Origin of the sequence: Streptomyces sp. NPDC006435, from assembly GCF_040612315.1 — a bacterium.
In the GTDB taxonomy this organism is placed as follows: Bacteria; Actinomycetota; Actinomycetes; order Streptomycetales; family Streptomycetaceae; genus Streptomyces.
Window position 1 is genome coordinate 39,972 of sequence record NZ_JBEXPY010000046.1, and the last position, 18,790, is coordinate 58,761.

Consider the following 18,790-nt stretch of genomic DNA (forward strand, 5'->3'; position numbering starts at 1 on the left):
ACGGTCCGCCGGTGGAGACCCACCACCGGGCGCGACCACCCACGCCCCCGGCCCACGCCGGCTCCGTCGCCGGGTGGCCCGCCTATCCGAAGCGTCCCGAGATGTAGTCCTCGGTCGCCTGGACGGACGGGTTGGAGAAGATCCGCTCCGTCTCGTCGATCTCGATGAGCTTGCCGGGCTTGCCGACCGCAGCGAGGTTGAAGAACGCCGTGCGGTCCGAGACGCGGGCCGCCTGCTGCATGTTGTGCGTCACGATGACGATCGTGAAGCGCTCCTTCAGCTCGCCGATCAGGTCCTCGATGGCGAGGGTGGAGATCGGGTCCAGGGCGGAGCACGGCTCGTCCATCAGCAGCACGTCCGGCTCGACGGCGATCGCGCGGGCGATGCACAGACGCTGCTGCTGACCGCCGGAGAGGCCGGAGCCGGGCTTGTTCAGCCGGTCCTTGACCTCGTTCCAGAGGTTGGCGCCGCGCAGGGACTTCTCGACGATGTCCGACAGCTCGCTCTTCTTGTACGAGCCGTTCAGCCGCAGGCCGGCCGCGACGTTGTCGAAGATCGACATGGTCGGGAACGGGTTGGGGCGCTGGAAGACCATGCCGACCGTGCGGCGCACGGTGACCGGGTCCACGTTCGGCCCGTAGAGGTTCTCGTCGTCCAGCAGCACCTTGCCCTCGACGCGGCCACCGGGGGTGACCTCGTGCATGCGGTTCAGGGTGCGCAGGAAGGTGGACTTGCCGCAGCCGGACGGGCCGATGAAGGCGGTCACGGAGCGGGGCTCCACGGTCATCGAGATGTCCTCGATGGCGAGGTGGGAGCCGTAGTAGGCGGACAGGCCGCTGACGTCGATACGCTTGGCCATCTGAATCACTGCTTCTTTCGTGCCGCGTCAGCGGCCGGTCTTCGGGGCCTTCCAGCGGGCGATGCCGCGGGCCACCAGGTTGAGGATCATGACGAAGGCGATCAGGACCAGCGCGGCGGCCCAGGCACGGTCGTACGACTGGTCGGTACCGACCTTGTACTGCTCCCAGATGTAGAAGGGGAGCGAGGACTGTGCACCCTGGAACGGGTTGGGGTTGATCAGCTGGCTGCCGAAGACCAGCAGCATGATCGGCGCGGTCTCACCGGCGATGCGGGCGATCGCGAGCATCACACCGGTGGTGATGCCGCCGATCGCGGTCGGGAGGACCACCTTCAGGATGGTGCGCCACTTCGGGACGCCGAGGGCGAGCGAGGCCTCGCGCAGCTCGTTCGGGACGAGCTTGAGCATCTCCTCGGTGGAGCGGACCACGACCGGCATCATCAGGATCGTGAGCGCCAGCGCACCCATCAGACCGGACGGCTGGATCTTCGCCATCAGCATGATGGAGAGGATGAAGAGGCCCGCGACGATGGACGGGATGCCCGTCATGACGTCGACGAAGAAGGTCACGGCCTTGGCCAGGGCGCCCTTGCCGTACTCCACCAGGTAGACGGCGGTCAGCATGCCGAGGGGGGCGGAGATCAGGGTGGCGATGCCGACCTGCTCCAGCGTCCCGATCAGCGCGTGGTAGACACCGCCGGTCGCGTCGGAGCCGAGCACCCCGCCCATCGAGTGGCTCAGGAAGTACCCGTCCAGGCGCTCCGCGCCGCGGCTGACCGTCGTCCACAGCAGCGAGGCGAGCGGCGCGACGGCGAGCAGGAAGCACACCCAGACGATGCTGGTGGCCAGCCGGTCCTTCGCCTGGCGCCGGTTCTCGACGACCGAGGTCGTGACGTACGAGATGACGAGGAAGAGCAGGGCGGAGAACAGGCCCCACTGGGTGCGGCTCTGCCAGCCGGCCGCGGCGCCGATGCCCACGCCCAGCGCGATCGCGACGGCAGCGAAGCCGAGCGGGGCCCAGCGGGGGAGCGCCCGGCTGCTCAGACCGTTCGGGCGGGCGGGCGCCGCCGGGGCGGGCCGCTCCTGGATGTCGGTGTTCACTGCCTGGCTCATGCGTTGGCCCCCGAGTACTCCTTGCGGCGGGCGATGATGAGCCGGGCCGCGCCGTTGACCAGCAGGGTGAGGACGAAGAGGACGAGACCCGAGGCGATCAGGGCGTCGCGCCCGAACTGGTCGGCCTCGTCGAACTTCGCGGCGATGTTCTGGGCGAACGTCCCGCCGCCCGGGTTGAGCACGTGCGCGGAGATGATGAAGCTCGGCGACAGGACCGTGGCGACGGCCATCGTCTCGCCGAGCGCCCGGCCCAGGCCCAGCATCGAGGCGGAGATCACGCCCGAGCGGCCGAAGGGCAGCACCGAGAGGCGGATGACCTCCCAGCGGGTCGCGCCCAGCGCGAGGGCGGCCTCCTCGTTCATCCTCGGGACCTGGAGGAAGACCTCGCGGCTGACGCTGGTCACGATCGGCAGGATCATGATCGCGAGCAGGATGCCGACGGTGAAGAGCGAGCGGGCGATGCCGACCTCGGTCTTCTCGAAGATGTACGTCCAGCCGAAGAACTGGTCGAGCCAGAGGTTCAGGCCCTCCAGGTACGGCACGAGGAAGAGGGCGCCCCAGATGCCGTACACGATGCTCGGCACTGCGGCGAGCAGGTCGACGACGTAGGCGATGGGCGCGGCCAGCTTGCGCGGCGCGTAGTGCGAGATGAACAGGGCGATGCCGACGGCGACCGGGACGGCGATGACCATCGCGATGATCGAGCTGACGACGGTGCCGAAGAGGAGGACCGCGATGCCGAAGACCGGCGGGTCGCCGGCCGGGTTCCAGTCGAGGGTGGTGAAGAAGTTGCCCTCGTTGTCGGAGATGGCGATCGAGGCGCGGTAGGTGAGGAACACGGCGATCGACGCCATGATCACGAGCAGCAGTACGCCCGAGCCGGTCGAGAGGCTCAGGAAGACCTTGTCGCCCGCGCGTCCGGTCTTCTGACCGGTGCGCTTGCGCGCCGCCGGCGAGGCCGGCGGCGTGTCTATCGGTGTGGTGGAAGCCATGGTCTTTCCGGTCTGTGTGGGGGAGCGGCGTCGGCTCCCCTGGCGGCGGTGCACCGGATGGGTGGTGGCGGCCGGTCCGGAGGGGTGCGCCGGACCGGTCCGCCGGGTGTTGCCCCGGGGGCCGCCGGGCCGTGTGCCCGGCGGCGTACTCGGTTTTCTGCGGGGGAGTGCTTACGAGAGGGACGCGACGGTCTCGCGGACCTTGGCGTTGATCTCGGCCGGGATCGGCGCGTAGCCGGCCTCGGAGAGGAGCTTCTGGCCCTCGTCACCGGCGGTGTAGTTCAGGAAGGACTTGACCGTGGAGAGGGTCTCGGGCTTGTTGCCCTTGTCGCAGACGACCTCGTAGGTCACCAGGACGATCGGGTAGGCGCCCTCGGCCTTGGTGGTGTAGTCCAGCTCCAGGGCCAGGTCCTTGCCGGTGCCCTTGATCTTGGCGGCGGCGATGGCCTTGGAGGCGTTCTCCGAGGTGGCCTCGACCGGGGCGGCACCACCGGTGTTGATGTCGACGGTGGAGATCGACTGCGAGGTGGCGTAGCTGAGCTCGAAGTAGCCGATCGCGCCGTCGACCTGCTTCACCTGGGCGGCGACACCGGAGGAGCCGGACGCGGCCTGGCCCTGCGGGGCCGGCCACTTCTTCTCGGCCTCGTACTTCCAGTCGTTCGGGGCGGCGGCACCGAGGTACTTGCCGAGGTTCTGCGTGGTGCCGGAGTCCTCGGAGCGGTGGAAGGCCTGGATGTCCTTGTCCGGGAGCTTGGCGCCGCTGTTGAGCTTGGCGATCGCCGGGTCGTTCCACTTCTTGATCTTGGTGTCGAAGATCTTGGCGAGCGTGGGGGCGTCCAGCACCAGGTTGTCGACGCCCTCCAGGTGGTAACCGATGGCGATCGGGCCACCGACCATCGGGAGGTTGATGCCCTGGCCGCCCTTGCACATCTTCTTCGACTCGGCGACCTCCTCGGGCTTCAGCGCCGAGTCGGAACCGGCGAAGCCGACGGTGCCCTGGTTGAAGGCGATGATGCCTTCGCCGGAGGACGAGGACTTGTAGTTGACCTCGACGCCGGAGCAGCCCGCCATGTAGTTCTTGACCCAGAGGTCCATGGCGTTCTTCTGCGCACTGGAGCCGGAGGCGAGGAGCTGGCCCTTGGCGTCGTCGCACTTGATGTTCGACGCGGCGCTCGTCTTGCCGCCGTTGCCACCGGTGGAACCGCTGTTGTCGTCCGAACCGCACGCCGTGAGGACCAGGGCGCCGGAGACGGCGAGGGCACCGAGCGCGGTGGCACGAAGCCGGTTCTTGCGCTGAAGCTTCACTTTCGGGTGTTCCTTCCAGGAGCCGCCGAGGTCTTTTCGTTCTTACGACGGCGTGCGATGTGGTGGGTGCTCCGGCCTCGCGCCGCGCACCGTGCACTGCCGAAGTTAGGCAGGACAGGTGAAGTGGCCTACGGGGGAGAGTGAACGGAAGGTGAACCGTGCGGGGCGACGTGGTTCCGCCGGGCGGGGGCGCGAGGGCGTGCGGGGACGCCCCCGGGCGCCGCGGACGGTGTACGGGGCGCGGGGGGTGTCCTCGGGCGCCGGAGGGCACGGGAGGGTACGGGAGGGCACGGAGGCGTGCCCGGACGGCCGGGCAGGTACGGGGAGGGGACGGGGTGCGGGACGTCGGGCCGGTACGGGGGACGGGGTGCTACGGGTACGGGCGCGTCCTCAGCTGCCGGGCGTGCGGCCGGGGTGGTCGGGGCGGCCGTCGGGCAGGGCGGTGAGCAGGGCGTCGAGCACGTCCCGGTCGCGGTCCCGGGTGAGCCGGGTGCGGGCCGCCGCGGGGGAGAGCCAGCACACCCGGTCCACCTCGCTGCCGGGCACGAAGGCGCCGTCGGTCGCCTCGGCGGCCCAGTAGAAGACCTCCTTGGGGCGGCCGTCGACGAGGTAGCGGACCGTGGGCAGCGGGGCGCCGGGCACGCAGTGGTGGCCGGTCTCCTCCAGCACCTCGCGCCGGGCGGCCGCCAGCGCCGGCTCGCCGCGCTTCAGCTTCCCCTTGGGGTGCGACCAGTCGTCGTAGCGGGGCCGGTGGACCAGACAGATCTCCAGCTCGCCGGAGTGCTCGGCGCGCCGCCACAGCACGCATCCCGCGGCGAGCACCGGCCCGTGCTTGCGGGTGCCACGGGTGCGACCGGACGGGTCCGGGGCGCGACCGGGCGGGTCGGGAGCAGGGCCGTGGCCACGGTCCCGGTCCCGGTCGTGGGCGGCGGGACGGCCCGCGGTGCCGTGGCCGGCCGTCCCGCTCATGGCCCGGCCACGGCCGCGGAGGCGTACGGCCAGCTCTCCCGGAACACGCCGCGGGCCGCCTCCACCTCGTGCCGCTGGTCGGCATGGAGCACCCCGAGGGCGTACGCGGTCGCGGGGGCGATGCGGGGGGTGCGGGCCGCCGACGACGCCGCCGCGGCGGCCTCCGCCGCGTCCCGGTGCAGATCCAGCGCGCGGCCCGCCGCGGTCAGGACCGGGTCGGGGGCGCCCCGCACCACCTCGTGGGCGTACCGGTGCAGCCGCAGCAGCAGCCGGGCCCGGTGCCAGGGGGCGTCCTGCGCCTCGTTGTACGGTTCGGCCGTCCTGTCCGAGGGGAGCGCCGCCACCGCGCCGAGCAGCTGTTGTTCGGCCCGGTCGGCGGGGCCGTGCAGCATCTCCTCGGCCGGGGCCCCGGCCGAGGAGGCGAGCGGCACCTCCGAGGCGAGCAGGGCCACGGCGTCGGCCACCGCGTGGAAGCGGGCGGAGCCGAGCGCCTGGAGCGCCGCGGAGTGGGCGCGGGTACGGGCGAGGGTCAGCTGCCGTTCGAGGAGCGCCCCGGCGCGGGCGGCGCCGACGCCGAGGGCGGCGCGCTCCTTGTCCCCGGCGGTGTCGGAGCCCTTGCGGGCGGCGGGCAGCGAGGTGCCGGACAGCGCGTGCAGTGCTTCGAGGAGCCGGTTCAGCCGGGTCGCGTAGGCGTGTTCCCGGGCCAGGGTGCCCGAGAGCCAGGCCAGTTCGGTGCGCAGCTGCTCGGCCCAGGCGGTGTCCAGCGTCGCCCGGAAGGTGTGCAGCGTGCCGCTGATCCGGCGGGCCGAGCGGCGCAGCGCCACGGATGCCTGTTCGGCGCCGAGGCCGCCGGCGTCGGTGGGTGCGCTGCTCTCGCGGTGCAGGCGCAGGCTGCGGAGGAATTCGGCGGCCTGTTCCTGGAGGTAGGGCGCGAGCACCGCGCCCGCCGTGAGGTCCGCCTGCGTCGTCTGGTGGTCATGGCGTCGCACGCCGGCGCCTCCGGGCGTCAATGAGCATTTCCTGTACGTGCCGCAGCGGTTGGCCCTCCGCGTCCGTGGAGTGCCGGGTCCAGTTCCCGTCGGGACCCAGGTGCCAGGAGGAGGTGGTGTCGGCCATGCCGGTCTCCAGGAGACGGCTGAGCGCGGCGCGATGGGCGGGGTCGGTGACCCGGACCAGTGCTTCGATCCGGCGGTCGAGGTTGCGGTGCATCATGTCGGCGCTGCCGAACCACACTTCGGGTTCTCCGCCGTTGCCGAAGGCGAAGACCCGGGAGTGTTCGAGGAAGCGGCCCAGGACGGAGCGGACCCGGATGTTCTCGGAGAGGCCGGTGACGCCGGGGCGGATCGCGCAGATGCCGCGCACCCAGATGTCCACCGGCACCCCGGCCATCGCGGCCCGGTAGCAGGCGTCGACGATCGCCTCGTCGACCAGCGAGTTGACCTTGATGCGGACGTAGGCGGTCCGCCCGGCCCGCTGGTGGGCGATCTCCTTGTTGATCCGGGCGATCAGCCCGTCGCGCAGGGACTTCGGCGCGACCAGGAGGCGGCGGTAGGTCTCGCGGCGGGAGTAGCCGGAGAGCCGGTTGAAGAGGTCGGAGAGGTCCGCGCCGACCTGCGGGTCCGCGGTCAGCAGGCCGAGGTCCTCGTACAGCCGGGCCGTCTTGGGGTGGTAGTTGCCGGTGCCGACGTGGGAGTAGCGGCGCAGCGTGTCGCCCTCCTGCCGGACGACGAGCGAGAGCTTGCAGTGGGTCTTGAGGCCGACGAGTCCGTAGACGACGTGGCAGCCGGCCTCCTCCAGCTTGCGGGCCCACTTGATGTTGGCCTGCTCGTCGAAGCGGGCCTTGATCTCGACGAGGACGAGGACCTGCTTGCCGGACTCGGCGGCGTCTATCAGGGCGTCCACTATCGGTGAGTCGCCCGACGTCCGGTACAGCGTCTGCTTGATGGCGAGGACGTCGGGGTCGCTCGCCGCCTGTTCCAGGAAGGCCTGGACGGAGGTGGAGAACGAGTCGTAGGGGTGGTGCAGGAGCACGTCGCGTTCGCGCAGCGCGGCGAAGATGTCGGGCGCGGAGGCGGATTCGACCTCGGCGAGGTCGCGGTGGGTGCCGGCGACGAACTTGGGGTACTTCAGCTCGGGCCGGTCCAGGGAGGCTATGCCGAACAGTCCGGTGAGGTCGAGCGGTCCGGGCAGCGGGTAGACCTCGGCGTCGGACACCTTCAGCTCGCGGACCAGCAGGTCGAGCACGTACGGGTCGATGGACTCCTCGACCTCCAGGCGGACCGGCGGGCCGAAGCGGCGCCGCATGAGCTCCTTCTCCAGGGCCTTGAGGAGGTTCTCGGCGTCGTCCTCCTCGACCTCCAGGTCCTCGTTCCTGGTGACCCGGAACATGTGGTGGGCGAGGACCTCCATGCCCGGGAAGAGCTCTTCGAGGTGGGCGGCGATCACGTCCTCTATGGGCACGTACCGCTGCGGCGACGCCTCCAGGAAGCGGGTCAGCAGCGGCGGCACCTTGACCCGGGCGAAGTGGCGGTGGCCGCTGACCGGGTTGCGCACGACGACGGCGAGGTTGAGCGAGAGCCCGGAGATGTACGGGAAGGGGTGCGCCGGGTCGACGGCGAGGGGGGTCAGCACGGGGAAGACGCGCTGCCGGAAGAAGGTGAACAGGCGGGCCTGCTCCTTCTCGGTCAGCTCGGGCCAGCGGATCAGCTGGATGCCCTCGTCGGACAGGGCGGGGGCGATGTCCTGCTGGTAGCAGGCGGCGTGCCGGGCCATGAGCTCGCGCGAGCGGGTCCAGATCAGGTCGAGGACCTCGCGGGGCTGGAGTCCGGAGGCGGACCGGGTGGCGACACCGGTGGCGATGCGGCGCTTCAGCCCGGCGACCCGGACCATGAAGAACTCGTCCAGGTTCGAGGCGAAGATCGCGAGGAAATTAGCCCGTTCGAGGAGGGGGGTCGCGGGGTCCTCGGCCAGTTCGAGCACCCGTTCGTTGAACGCGAGCCAACTGCGTTCCCGGTCCAGGAAACGGCCCTGGGGCAGCTCGTCGCCGTCCACATCGGGTTCGTACGCGTCGGCGTCGTTGTCGATGTCGGGGTCCAGGTCGGCCGCGGTGGACAGCGCGGCCCCGTTGGAGGAAGCGGTGGCGACGGCGTGCGGCCGGTGCGCGGCGAGTGAGCCGACCGACGGCTGCACGGCGGGCTGGACCGGGACCTCGGAGCTGGGCTGCTGGCTCATGGACCCATTGTTCCGCGCGGATGGCTCGAAGGGCGCGCCGGAGGGCTTGGAGATCGCGGGAAACGCGCGGTTCGCGGCGCCCGTACGGCTCGCACGGCCCGTCGGGTTCGCGCGGTCGTCGCCGGGATCTCTCCCGTTGCGGGGGGTCGGCACAGCTGGCTGCATCCTGAAAGGTTTGCAAGCGCTTCTGAATGGCCGGTAACGGCGACATGACGTGCAGGAAGCGGTGTGGCCGTGCCCGGGTGCCCGAAGGCGCCCGGGCACGGCCCCGTGCGGTCCGCTCAGCCGTGGCGGCGGCGCAGGACGCGGAAGGCGACGGTGACGGCGACGGCGGCGAGGGCGAGCAGGACGGCGCTCTCGACGAGTTGCAGCGGCCAGAAGTGCGAGGCCGGATGGTAGTCGGTGAAGAGCGTGACCCCGCCCCGGTCGGTCAGACAACTGGCGTGCTCGTCGGGGCTCAGCCCCAGCCCGAAGCAGTCCTTCCAGTAGAGCTCCCGGCCCGACGGGGTGAGCATGCCCGTCTCGACGACCCAGGGGCTGCCTTCCCAGGTGTGCCGGCCGAGGGCGCGGACCGTCGGCCAGAGTTCGTGGCGGCGCTTGCCGAACCCCAGCATGACGATGGCCAGGATGAACGCGGTGAGGCCCATGGACAGGAGCGTGCGGCGGACCAGGACGGCGCACAGCGCACCGACGGCCACGGCCAGCAGGACGTACGCGACGGCGGTCGGGCCGAGGGCGGGGTAGACCCCGCTCGCGTACCGGCCGAGGTCCTGGGTGTCGCCCCGCAGGGCCGACAGGCCCCATTGGTAGACGAGGACCAGGACGGTCGTCCCGGCGGCCGCCAGGGCCGCGGGCAGCGCGATCCGGGCGGCCAGCCACTGGGCGGGCGACACCGACTGGGCCCAGACGAACCGGAAGGTGCCGTTCTCCAGCTCGCGGGCGATCAGCGGACCTGCTACGAAGACACCGATGAGCCCGGCGAGCACCAGGACGGCGGTCCCGCCGTCCGCCAGAAACGTCTCGGCGGTGGTGCGAGCGTAGGTGGGCAGGTAGGTGCCGTCGCCGCAGCGCGTGGTGTCGCCGTCGGCGCAGCGCTCGTACGAGGTGGCGACCCAGATCCGCAGCCCCACCACGAGGGCGATGCCCAGGACCAGGAGTGCGCAGGCCGCCCACAGCGCGCGACGGTGCTGGTGGACCAGGACCCTTACGGGGGCCCGCAGTTCGGCGGGCACGGCACGGACGCGCGGAACGGTGAGGCTCATGCGGCCACCGCCCGGCCGGCCGCCGCGCTCGGGGTGAGCAGCGCGGGTGCGTCGGGTGCCCGCAGGTGTGCCAGCAGCAGTTCTTCCAGCGACGGCTCGGCGACCTCCCAGCCGGAGGCCGGGTCCACCGGGCCCTCCCGCCGGACGAGCGCGGTCTGCCGCCGTCCCGTGGTGCGGGACTCGACCACGGTGTGCGGGGCGAGGTCCCGCACGGGGCCGGTGAGCAGGGTGTGCGCGGCGAGCAGGTCGTCCGTCTCGCCGCCGAGACGGACGCGGCCGCCGTCGACGAGGAGGAGGTAGTCGCAGGCGCCCTCCAACTCGGTGAGGATGTGCGAGGACATCACGATGGTGGTGGCGCGCTCGGCGGCCTCGGCCATCAGCACGCCCATCAACTGGTGCCGGGCGAGCGGGTCGAGATCGGCCATCGGCTCGTCCAGCAGCAGCAGTTCGGGCCGCTTGCCGAGGGCGAGCGCGAGGGCGAGCCGGGTGCGCTGACCGCCGGACAGGGCGCGGACCCTGGTACCGGCCGGGAGGGGGCCGGCGATGCGTTCGGCGATGTCCCGGTCCCAGGTGGCGGCGTTCAGCTCGGCGCCCGCCCAGAGCGTCTCGGCGACCGTCAGCCGCGGGTACAGCGGCCTGTCCTGGGCCACGTGGGCCACCCGCGCGCGAGCCTCCCCCGGGGACGTGCCCAGGATCCGCAGCGAACCCTCCGACGGGCGCAGGAGCCCGGCCGCGAGGGAGAGCAGGGTGGACTTGCCCGCCCCGTTGGGTCCGACGAGGGCGCACACCCGCCCGGCGGGCAGCCGGAAGGAACAGTCGCGCAGGGCCGGGGCCCCGCCTCTGCCCCGGTACTTCATCCCGAGGCCGGCGGCCTCGATCGCAACGCCTGTCATCAGGCTCGATCCCCCTCGAAAGTGCTGTCCAGTACGGCGGTGAAGAGCGCGCTCACGTCGTCCTTCTCCAGCCCGGCCGCGCGGGCCCTGCGGGTCCAGTCGGCGAGTTCGGCGCGCAGCGGCGCGTCGTCGGCGGCCGCCGCGCCGCCGAGGCTCCGGGTGATGAAGGTGCCCAGCCCGCGCCGTGCCTCGACGAGCCCCTCGCGCTCCAGTTCCCGGTACGCCTTGAGCACGGTGTTCGGGTTGATGGCGGTGGCCTCGACGACCTCGCGTGCGGTGGGCAGGCGGTCACCGGGCTCCAGCAGACCGAGGCGGAGGGCCTGCTTGGTCTGCTGGACGATCTGGAGGTACGTGGCGACGCCGCTGCGCCGGTCGATGCGGTACTCGACCGCTGCGGACTCTGCCATTTCCACCCTTTCACTAGTTGAGTAGTGAAAGGGTGGCGCAAGGAGGGGGCGGCGTCAAGGAACGCCGCCCCCGGAAGCCGGTCCGACCCGGGTGCCGTACCCGGCCCGGGACCGGGTGTCGTACCCGGCTCAGGACTCCGTGCGGTACGTGCTCAGGACTCCGTGCGGTACATCAGGTCGACCTCGTGGGTGGTGAAGCCCATCCGTTCGTAGACGGCCAGGGCCGCCTTGTTGTCCGCGTCCACGTAGAGCATCGCGGTCGGCAGCCCCTCGGCGGCCAGGTGGCGCAGCCCGGTCGCGGTGAGCGCCTTGCCGAGCCCGCCGCCCTGCGCGTCGGGCCGGATGCCGACCACGTACACCTCGCCGAGCTGCTCCTCGGCGTGCACCTTCGTCCAGTGGAAGCCGATCAGCTCGCCGTCGCGCTCGGCCAGGAAGAAGCCCTTCGGGTCGAACCAGGGTTCCGCCTTGCGGTCGTCCAGGTCGCGCTGGGTCAGCGAGCCCTGCTCGGGGTGGTGGGCGAAGGCGGCGCGGTTCACCGCGAGCCAGGCGGCGTCGTCCTCGCCGGGCACGAAGGTGCGGATGGTGACGCCGGGCGGCAGCACCGGTTCCGCGATGGCCGGCGGCACCAACGGGCGTCGCAGCTGCCGCAGTTCGCGGAAGAGCGAGAGGCCGAGGACCTGGGCGAGGTGCCGCGCCGCGGACTTCCCGCCGTGCGCCCACACCCGCAGCCGCTTCCCGGTCGTGGCGAGCAGTGCCGCGCCCAGTGCCCGCCCGTGCCCCTGCCCGCGGTACGCCGGGTGCACGACCAGTTCGGCGGCCGGGGCCTCGACGGGGTCGGTGTCCTCCAGTTGCGCGTACCCGACCAGGGTGCTTCCGCTGAGGAGCAGCAGGTGCCGCACGCCCTCCCGCCGCCCGCCCCGCAGCTGCAGCCGCCCCTGCTCGGACACGGCCTGCCTGCCGTCGGACCGGGCCGCCTCCGCGAGCAGGTCCGACACGGCTGCGGCCTGCTCGGGGGAGAGCTCGTCGAGCGTCCGGATCTCACGTCCGGGAGCGGGGAGAGGTGCGTCAGTCGTCATGCCACGAGCCTACGGGGACGGGGTGGCCACGGGGAGGGACGCGGGTGCGGTCGGGTGGCGGGCGGGGCGCGGCGGCGGGAACGGGGGAGGGGGGCGAGGGGCGGACGGGCGGATGCGGGAGCGAGGGGCGGACGGGGACGGGGAGACGGGCGGGCGGAGTGCGTCTTCGGCGCGTTCGCCCGCATCTCGCCTGCCCCGTACGGGTGATGTGTTCCGCTTCATCCCGATACCGACCGCATGGCAACCAGTTCGTAACCCCGAACATCTGTCGCGCTACGCGCGTTGACCCTAGGCTGCGGCACGAAGTCTCCAGACTCGTCACCACTGTCAAACCTCACGCTGAACTCACAAGGGGACCGATGTCAGCGACACCGCAGAAGAACCGCGCGTCCCGGCGGGTGCTCGCCGCCGCGGCCGGGCTCGCCACGGTCGGCGCGCTCGTCGCCGCGATGCCCGCCGGAGCCCAGGACCGCCAGGGTCATGGGAACGGCCACGGCCACGGCCACGGGCACCACAAGGGCCGTACCGTCGACGTACAGCTGCTGTCCTTCAACGACCTGCACGGCAACCTGGAGCCGCCGGCCGGCTCGGCGGGCACGGTCACCGAGACGCAGCCCGACGGCACGACCAAGGCGATCCCGGCCGGTGGTGTCGAGTACCTCGCGTCCTCGCTGCGCACCGCGCGCAAGGGCCACCCGTACTCGATCACCGCGGCCGGCGGTGACATGGTGGGCGCCAGCCCGCTGCTGTCCGGTCTCTTCCACGACGAGCCGACCATCGAGGCGCTCAACAAGATCGACCTCGACGTGACGACCGTGGGCAACCACGAGTTCGACGAGGGCGCCACCGAGCTGGCCCGCCTCCAGAACGGCGGCTGCCACCCGGACGAGGGCTGCTACGAGAAGGGCAAGGAGTTCGGCGGCGCCGACTTCCCCTACCTCGCCGCCAACGTGACGAACGAGAAGTCCGGCAAGCCGATCCTCAAGCCGTACACGGTGTGGAAGAAGAACGGCGTCAAGATCGGCTTCATCGGGGTGACCCTGGAGGGCACGCCGAACATCGTCACGGCCAACGGCGTCAAGGGCCTGAAGTTCCACGACGAGGTCGAGACGATCAACAAGTACGCCAGGGAACTGAACCGGCAGGGCGTCAAGTCCATCGTCGCGCTGATCCACGAGGGCGGGGCCCCGGCCTCCACCTCGTACAACTACGACTGCGACAGCTCCGGCCCCGGCGACGGCATCTCCGGTCCGATCACGGAGATCGCCAAGGGCATCACGCCCAAGGTCGACGCGCTGGTCACGGGCCACACCCACCAGGCGTACGTCTGCACCATCCCGGACCCGGCGGGCAACCCGCGCATGGTCACCTCGGCGTCCTCGTTCGGCAAGCTCTACACCGACACGACGCTCACCTACGACCGCCGCACCAAGGACATCGTCCGCACGTCGGTGAAGTCGGCCGGTGCGAAGAACCCGAAGTCGGCGAACCACATCGTCAGCCGGGACCAGCCCAAGGCCAACGACATGACGGCCCTGATCGCCCGCTGGAACGCCCTCGCGGCGCCCATCGCGAACAAGCCGCAGGGCTACATCGGTGCCGACATCAACGGCCGCGGCTCCACAGCCCTGGAGAAGCCGCTCGGCGACCTGATCGCCGACGCCCAGCTGGAGGGCCTGGCCCCGGCGGACAAGGGCGGGGCGGTCGTCGCGTTCATGAACCCGGGCGGCATCCGCGCGGACCTGGTCCACAAGGCGAGCGGTGCCGAGGGCGACGGGGTGGTGACGTACGGGGAGTCCTTCACCGTGCAGCCCTTCACCAACATGATGAACGTCGTCGACCTGACCGGCGCCCAGCTGGTCACCGCGCTCCAGCAGCAGGTCAGCGGTTCCAACGAGGCCAGCCCGAAGATCCTCCAGATCTCCAAGGGCCTCACGTACACCCTGGACATGACGAAGTCCGGCGCGGACCGCGTGGTCACCGACACCATCAAGCTGAACGGTGAGGCGATCGACCCGGCCAAGACCTACCGCGTCGCCATGAACGAGTTCCTGGCGGGCGGCGGCGACGGCTTCGCGGCGCTCGGCGAGGGCACGAACAAGCTGGTCGGCGCCTCCGACCTGGACATGTTCAACGCCTACCTGGCGGCCCACTCCACGGCCGACGCCCCGCTGGCCCCGCCGGCGGCGGACCGGATCACGGTCATCCAGTGACGCGGTGATCCCAGTGACTCCCGTACGCGGGTGAGGAAGAGCGGTGGGTCGGCGGACCCACCGCTCTTCTGCGTATGAGGGGTTGCCGGGGCCTCGTTCTCCCCGCCGTCGTCAGAGCTTCCCGAAGGCCACCCCGCGCCAGGTCCACCCCGCCGCGAGCACCGCGTCGCGCACCGGGTCCTTCAGATCGGAGCTGTCGGCGCGGAAGGTCTCCATCGGACCGTCCTCCCCGCCCCCGATCGTCCAGCTCCGGCTGCTCGTGCTCACCCGGCCGCGGGCCGCCTCGGCGGAGAGCGCGATGCTGGGGCTGTCTCCCGCCCAGGTGACCTGCCACATCCGGTCCACGGAGCGGACCTCGCGCCGGTCGGGGGCCAACCGCAGGCGCATCTGGAGGAGCTCCTCCACCTGCGTACGCAGGAAGAAGGTCCGCCAGGCGGGTTCCAGGATGCGCCACTCCGCCACCAGGTCGGCGCCCTCCGCCGCACCGTCCCGCACCAGCCAGGGCACGTCCTGCTCGCCGAGCGCGAGCAGCGCATCCCGGACCTCGTGGGCGGGCAGCGGCGCCACGCCGTCGGCGGGACGCCTCGTACCGGTCAGCTTGTCGAACAGACCCATCGACCATTCCTCTCCGGTGGCCTGCATGCACCCTACCGACAGCCGCGACTGTCGGTCCTTCGGTATTTCCGGATTTCCGGACGATGACGATTCAGGGCGTCGCCCCGGCTCGGGTGAGCGTGAACCAGACCGCCTTCCGGTACGGCAGACAGCCGCCCAGCACGGTCATCCCCCAGGCGAACGCCAGCCGTTCCACGAGCAACAGCCCCCGCCCGCCTTCCTGTTCACCACGCACCTCGCGGAAGGCCGGGGGCTCGGGCAGGGCCCAGTGGTCGTCGTCCGCGACGGAGACGGTGACCTGCTTGCGCCGGACGGTCACACGGACCCGGATCAGCGAAGTGCGCGTGTGGCGATGGGCGTTGGTCACCACTTCCGTGACGCACAGGCGTGCGTCGTCGACCAGGGCGCAGTGCCTGCTGAAGGTCAGCAGCGACGTGACGAAGTCACGCGAGAGTTTCGCGGCGCCGGACGTGTTCGGCAGGACGAGCCGGTAGATCTCGCCGCCCTGCGGGCCCGGGGGCGCGGAGTAGGCAGTGGTGTGGCCATGGCCGTGGGGCATGTCGTTCTCCCAACGCGGTGCGGTGTGAACGGGCGTGCGTCACTCGTCGTCCGTGGCGATGGCCGTGTACGGGCATGGCTCAACACACCTGAGCACAGCTGCACTTCGGGTTCACCGGCGTGCGACGCGAGGTGTGGCGACCATAGCCGATACGTCTCACGCGTTGGACGCATCTGTGTAATGTCATGAACGATGTGCGTCCCGGTTGGTAACGGTCCACACTGGCCCGGGGAGAGGAGAAGTCGATGCCATCAAGGAAGGCGCCCACGGCGCGCCAGCGCCGACTGGGTGCCGAGATGCGCAAGATGCGGGAGCGCATGGGGCTTTCGCTCACGGAGGCGGGTGCGATGCTCGGCACGGACCGCACCACGGTGAGCAACATCGAGTCCGGGCGGTTCGGCGTCAGCACGGAGCGGGTTCGCACCTGGGCCGAGCACTATGGCTGTTCCGACGAGGCGTACATCGACGCGCTCGCGGAGATGGCGCGGGAGCGCATAAACGGCTGGTGGGAGGATTACCGGGGCGAATTCACCAGCGATCCCCTCGATCTGGCCGAGCTGGAACATCACGCCGTCGGTCTCCGGGCGATTGAGATCATGCACATTCCCGGGCTGCTCCAGACCGAGGACTACGCGCGGGCCGTGTTCGCGGAAGCTGTCCCACCGCCCAGCCCGACGCGTCAACGGCGGCTGCTTTCCCATCGGCTGAAGCGCCGGGACGTACTCGATCGAGCGGATCAGCCCCGATGCGTGTTCCTGATCCACGAGGCGGCGCTGCGGATGACCTATGGCGGCTCCGCCATTGCGCGCAGCCAACTCGACTATCTGCTGCTCCAGTCGGAGCGGGACAACGTGGCTGTCCGCGCGATCCCGTTCGCGGCGGGCGGTTTCCCGCACGCCAGCAGTTCGGCACAATATCTCTACGGTCCTGTGCCGCAGCTCGACACAGTGCAGACGGACACCTCGACCGGATCGAAGTTCCTGGACGCCGAAACAAGTCTCGAGAACTGGCGGGCCGCTCTGAATCGGACCGAAGAGCGTTCTCTCGATCCGGAGAAGACGCGGGACTTCATTCGTACCATCGCACTACAAGTATGAAGGCGTGAGAACAATCGAAATCCAGTGGCGAAAGTCGTCGAAGTCATCGAATGCCGAGGGCAACGCCTGCCTTGAGCTGGCCGAGCACGGTGGCGAGATCCTGATGCGCGAGAGCGACAACCCCGACGTGATCATCCGTACGACCCGAGTGAAGCTCCGAGCCTTCCTGGGTGGCGCGAAGGAGGGTGAGTTCGACGATCTGGCCTGATCTCTAGCGTCCTCGCTACCGGGCGGTTCCCATCGGCGCAGATGGGGGCCGCCCGTTGCGTGTGCGGGGCCTTGAGGTGGGTGGCTGAGTTTCATGCGTCGCGCGGACTGGTCTCACCCGTTAGACGTCAAACGCTTGAAACGCTCTCGCGTAAAACGCTAGCTTCGGGGTGTGCTTCCGGTTGGTCCGGGCCTCGGTGGGTCGGCGTTCGGGATGCACAACTCCGTTCATCTCTGCGCCAGTTGGGCGGAGTTCCGAAGGACCGCCCTGTGCTCGCGGCTCGTCACGCCGGCTGCGGGCGCGGGGCGGTTCCGATGAGGCGCCAGGAGGGGTCCCGTGCTCGACCAGCAACCCTTACCGTCCGCGACGCGCGTGTTCTGGTGTGAGCGGGTCACCTACCGCACGATGGAGGCGGACGAGATCGCCGAGGTGTCCCGGCACATGGCACTCGACCCCGCCGAGGCGATCCGCTTCATCCGGCTGAACGTGCGGGCGCTGACTGCCGGCCTGCACCCGCTCGAACGTCACCGCGCGCTGAGTTGGGTCGACGGCGGCGGCTGCGTCGGCGCCATCGGCGCTCTCCACCGCGGCGAGCCCTGCGGCTTCTCGCTGAGCTGTGGCGACGCCTGGATCGAGTGGACCGTACGTCCGGGCTTCAATTTTCCTGCGGTTGCCGAGGATCTGCCGCCGGAGTAGTCGCGGTGGCGAATCGGTGGCCGGAAGCATGGCGACTGCGAACGTCCGGTGAGGTCTGATGGGGTCGGTCGGATGCCCGTGGAGTGATGGTGCGAGGACGTGACCTGTGGGTGCCTGATGTCGGCCATAGTTGGCCGATTGCTAATTTGCTGATTGCACAAGCGACGTCATGGTTGATAGAGATGGCTGCACGAACGGCTGTTCGCCGCATGAGGGGCCGGGGTCGCGGGGGCGAGAGGCAGGGGGGCTTGTCGTGGTGGGGTGGGACATCAGGCCGCAGGGAGTTCAGGGCCAGTTGAGGGTGGTCGGTGGTCATGCCGGTGATCTGCAGAAGGCTCTGACGGCGATGCTGGAGACGGTGTCGGAGGCGGCGCGGGCGGCGGGGACGGCGGTGCCGGGTGTGCAGGCGTCGACTCCTGTGCAGGGTCCGGTGGTGCCGGGGAGTGCGCCGTTGTCGCGTGCGGCGATGGGTCCGGTGGCCGCGGCGCTGGGCGAGTATCTGCGGGAGCGTGACAAGGACTTCCGGTCGATGGCCGAGCGCACTGAGGCGTCGGTGCTGGGGGCGGTGGAGGCGACGGGGGCGTACTGCCGGGGTGATCTGGAGGCTGCCGAGCACGCGCAGCGGGCGGCGAGGGCGGTGCGGCTGGACCTCCTCAAGCGCGGAGAGCACCGGTGAGCGGGCCGGGGCCGGTCGATCCGGTCGGCATACCCGTCTTCACCGGCGACCTGGCGCTGCTGGACACCAAGGTGACGGCCCTGTCCGGTCACGGGGCGAAGATCTCGGAGGCGGCCGGGGATGTGCACCGCAGTTTCGGCGGGCTGCGTGCCTTCTACAGGGCGCCGGAGGCGGAGCAGTTGTTCGCGACGACCGGTCCGGTCGCGGCGAAGGGCCAGTCGCTGAGTTCGGACCTGTGCGTGATCGCCGGGGCGCTGGGCACCTACTCCGACGACGCTTTTCCGTTGGTGGAGAAGCTGAAGGAGCTGAAGCGGGACGCGGTGGCCTTCCGGGTGAAGGTGGACGGTGACGACACGTGGTCCGAGGACGGGGACCTGGTCGAGGAGAACAACCGGCGCCGGGGTGAGATCGCGGAGGTGTGGGCGGCGTTCCAGGAGGTGGAGCGGGCCTGTCACGCCAAGATCGTCGCCCTGGTCGGCGGTGCCCCGTTGAAGACGGGTGACGGCTCGGGCAAGCCCGGTACCTACGGGTACGACGCCGAGTCCCTGAAGCAGGCGGAGTCCCTGCCGTGGGGTGAGGCGGTTGAGGAGTCGACGCCGTGGTGGCAGGTGTGGGAGCA

At 70.8% G+C, this 18,790-nt stretch carries 18 protein-coding genes and 1 pseudogene; 6 read left to right on the forward strand and 13 right to left on the reverse strand.

Features of this window, described 5'->3' with window-relative positions; genetic code table 11:
- Positions 1 to 82: 82 nt before the first annotated feature.
- The 11 genes from pstB to mshD all read right to left on the reverse strand — a co-directional run bounded on the left by pstB (position 83) and on the right by mshD (position 12,107).
- A complete protein-coding gene (gene pstB / locus ABZZ04_RS32135; RefSeq protein WP_148837114.1) occupies positions 83 to 859 on the reverse strand; it encodes a phosphate ABC transporter ATP-binding protein PstB in 777 nt (258 codons plus the stop codon).
- 27 nt (positions 860 to 886) lie between these two features.
- A complete protein-coding gene (pstA, locus tag ABZZ04_RS32140; protein WP_356935751.1) occupies positions 887 to 1,972 on the reverse strand; it encodes a phosphate ABC transporter permease PstA in 1,086 nt (361 codons plus the stop codon).
- Positions 1,969 to 2,964, reverse strand: coding sequence for a phosphate ABC transporter permease subunit PstC (gene pstC, locus ABZZ04_RS32145; RefSeq protein ID WP_356935752.1), 996 nt, complete (start codon positions 2,962 to 2,964; stop codon positions 1,969 to 1,971). The genes pstA and pstC overlap by 4 nt, the downstream gene beginning before the upstream one ends.
- A gap of 171 nt (positions 2,965 to 3,135) precedes the next feature.
- Positions 3,136 to 4,269: a phosphate ABC transporter substrate-binding protein PstS gene (pstS, locus tag ABZZ04_RS32150; protein WP_356935753.1), complete on the reverse strand. Its 1,134-nt coding sequence runs from the start codon at positions 4,267 to 4,269 to the stop codon at positions 3,136 to 3,138.
- A gap of 390 nt (positions 4,270 to 4,659) precedes the next feature.
- Positions 4,660 to 5,091, reverse strand: a complete 432-nt coding sequence (locus ABZZ04_RS32155) for an NUDIX hydrolase (protein WP_356935769.1) — start codon at positions 5,089 to 5,091, stop codon at positions 4,660 to 4,662.
- A 143-nt stretch (positions 5,092 to 5,234) separates the two neighbouring features.
- Complete coding sequence (locus ABZZ04_RS32160; protein WP_356935754.1) at positions 5,235 to 6,227, reverse strand: CHAD domain-containing protein; 993 nt, start codon at positions 6,225 to 6,227, stop codon at positions 5,235 to 5,237.
- Entirely contained in the window at positions 6,214 to 8,469 is a 2,256-nt protein-coding gene (locus ABZZ04_RS32165) for an RNA degradosome polyphosphate kinase (RefSeq protein WP_356935755.1), read from the reverse strand. The genes ABZZ04_RS32160 and ABZZ04_RS32165 overlap by 14 nt, the downstream gene beginning before the upstream one ends.
- Before the next feature lie 281 nt (positions 8,470 to 8,750).
- Positions 8,751 to 9,731 (reverse strand): ABC transporter permease, encoded by a 981-nt coding sequence (locus tag ABZZ04_RS32170; protein ID WP_356935756.1) that lies wholly within the window; start codon positions 9,729 to 9,731, stop codon positions 8,751 to 8,753.
- Positions 9,728 to 10,624, reverse strand: coding sequence for an ABC transporter ATP-binding protein (locus ABZZ04_RS32175; protein WP_356935757.1), 897 nt, complete (start codon positions 10,622 to 10,624; stop codon positions 9,728 to 9,730). Before ABZZ04_RS32175 ends, ABZZ04_RS32170 begins: the two co-directional genes overlap by 4 nt.
- Positions 10,624 to 11,031 (reverse strand): GntR family transcriptional regulator, encoded by a 408-nt coding sequence (locus tag ABZZ04_RS32180; RefSeq protein ID WP_356935758.1) that lies wholly within the window; start codon positions 11,029 to 11,031, stop codon positions 10,624 to 10,626. The genes ABZZ04_RS32175 and ABZZ04_RS32180 overlap by 1 nt, the downstream gene beginning before the upstream one ends.
- A gap of 152 nt (positions 11,032 to 11,183) precedes the next feature.
- Positions 11,184 to 12,107 (reverse strand): mycothiol synthase, encoded by a 924-nt coding sequence (mshD, locus tag ABZZ04_RS32185; protein ID WP_356935759.1) that lies wholly within the window; start codon positions 12,105 to 12,107, stop codon positions 11,184 to 11,186.
- Between the two features lie 359 nt (positions 12,108 to 12,466).
- On the opposite strand from mshD, the gene ABZZ04_RS32190 reads away from it, so the two are divergent.
- Positions 12,467 to 14,320 carry a bifunctional metallophosphatase/5'-nucleotidase gene (locus ABZZ04_RS32190; protein WP_356935760.1) on the forward strand — a complete coding sequence of 618 codons (1,854 nt, stop codon included), beginning with the start codon at positions 12,467 to 12,469 and terminating at the stop codon, positions 14,318 to 14,320.
- A 111-nt stretch (positions 14,321 to 14,431) separates the two neighbouring features.
- Here the strand turns inward: ABZZ04_RS32190 and ABZZ04_RS32195 are convergent, their stop codons facing one another.
- Complete coding sequence (locus ABZZ04_RS32195; protein WP_356935761.1) at positions 14,432 to 14,935, reverse strand: hypothetical protein; 504 nt, start codon at positions 14,933 to 14,935, stop codon at positions 14,432 to 14,434.
- A 91-nt stretch (positions 14,936 to 15,026) separates the two neighbouring features.
- Positions 15,027 to 15,494, reverse strand: a complete 468-nt coding sequence (locus ABZZ04_RS32200) for an ATP-binding protein (protein ID WP_356935762.1) — start codon at positions 15,492 to 15,494, stop codon at positions 15,027 to 15,029.
- 245 nt (positions 15,495 to 15,739) lie between these two features.
- On the opposite strand from ABZZ04_RS32200, the gene ABZZ04_RS32205 reads away from it, so the two are divergent.
- From ABZZ04_RS32205 to ABZZ04_RS32225, 5 genes and pseudogenes are all read left to right on the forward strand, one after another.
- A complete protein-coding gene (locus ABZZ04_RS32205; protein WP_356935763.1) occupies positions 15,740 to 16,591 on the forward strand; it encodes a helix-turn-helix transcriptional regulator in 852 nt (283 codons plus the stop codon).
- Positions 16,592 to 16,604: 13 nt separating this feature from the next.
- Positions 16,605 to 16,799, forward strand: a complete 195-nt coding sequence (locus tag ABZZ04_RS32210; RefSeq protein ID WP_356935770.1) for a DUF397 domain-containing protein — start codon at positions 16,605 to 16,607, stop codon at positions 16,797 to 16,799.
- 336 nt (positions 16,800 to 17,135) lie between these two features.
- Positions 17,136 to 17,495, forward strand: a complete 360-nt coding sequence (locus tag ABZZ04_RS32215; protein ID WP_356935764.1) for a hypothetical protein — start codon at positions 17,136 to 17,138, stop codon at positions 17,493 to 17,495.
- Between the two features lie 253 nt (positions 17,496 to 17,748).
- Positions 17,749 to 18,171, forward strand: coding sequence for a DUF6507 family protein (locus tag ABZZ04_RS32220; RefSeq protein ID WP_356935765.1), 423 nt, complete (start codon positions 17,749 to 17,751; stop codon positions 18,169 to 18,171).
- Positions 18,168 to 18,790: pseudogene (locus ABZZ04_RS32225) on the forward strand (hypothetical protein); the annotation flags it as partial. The gene ABZZ04_RS32220 and the pseudogene ABZZ04_RS32225, both read left to right, overlap by 4 nt.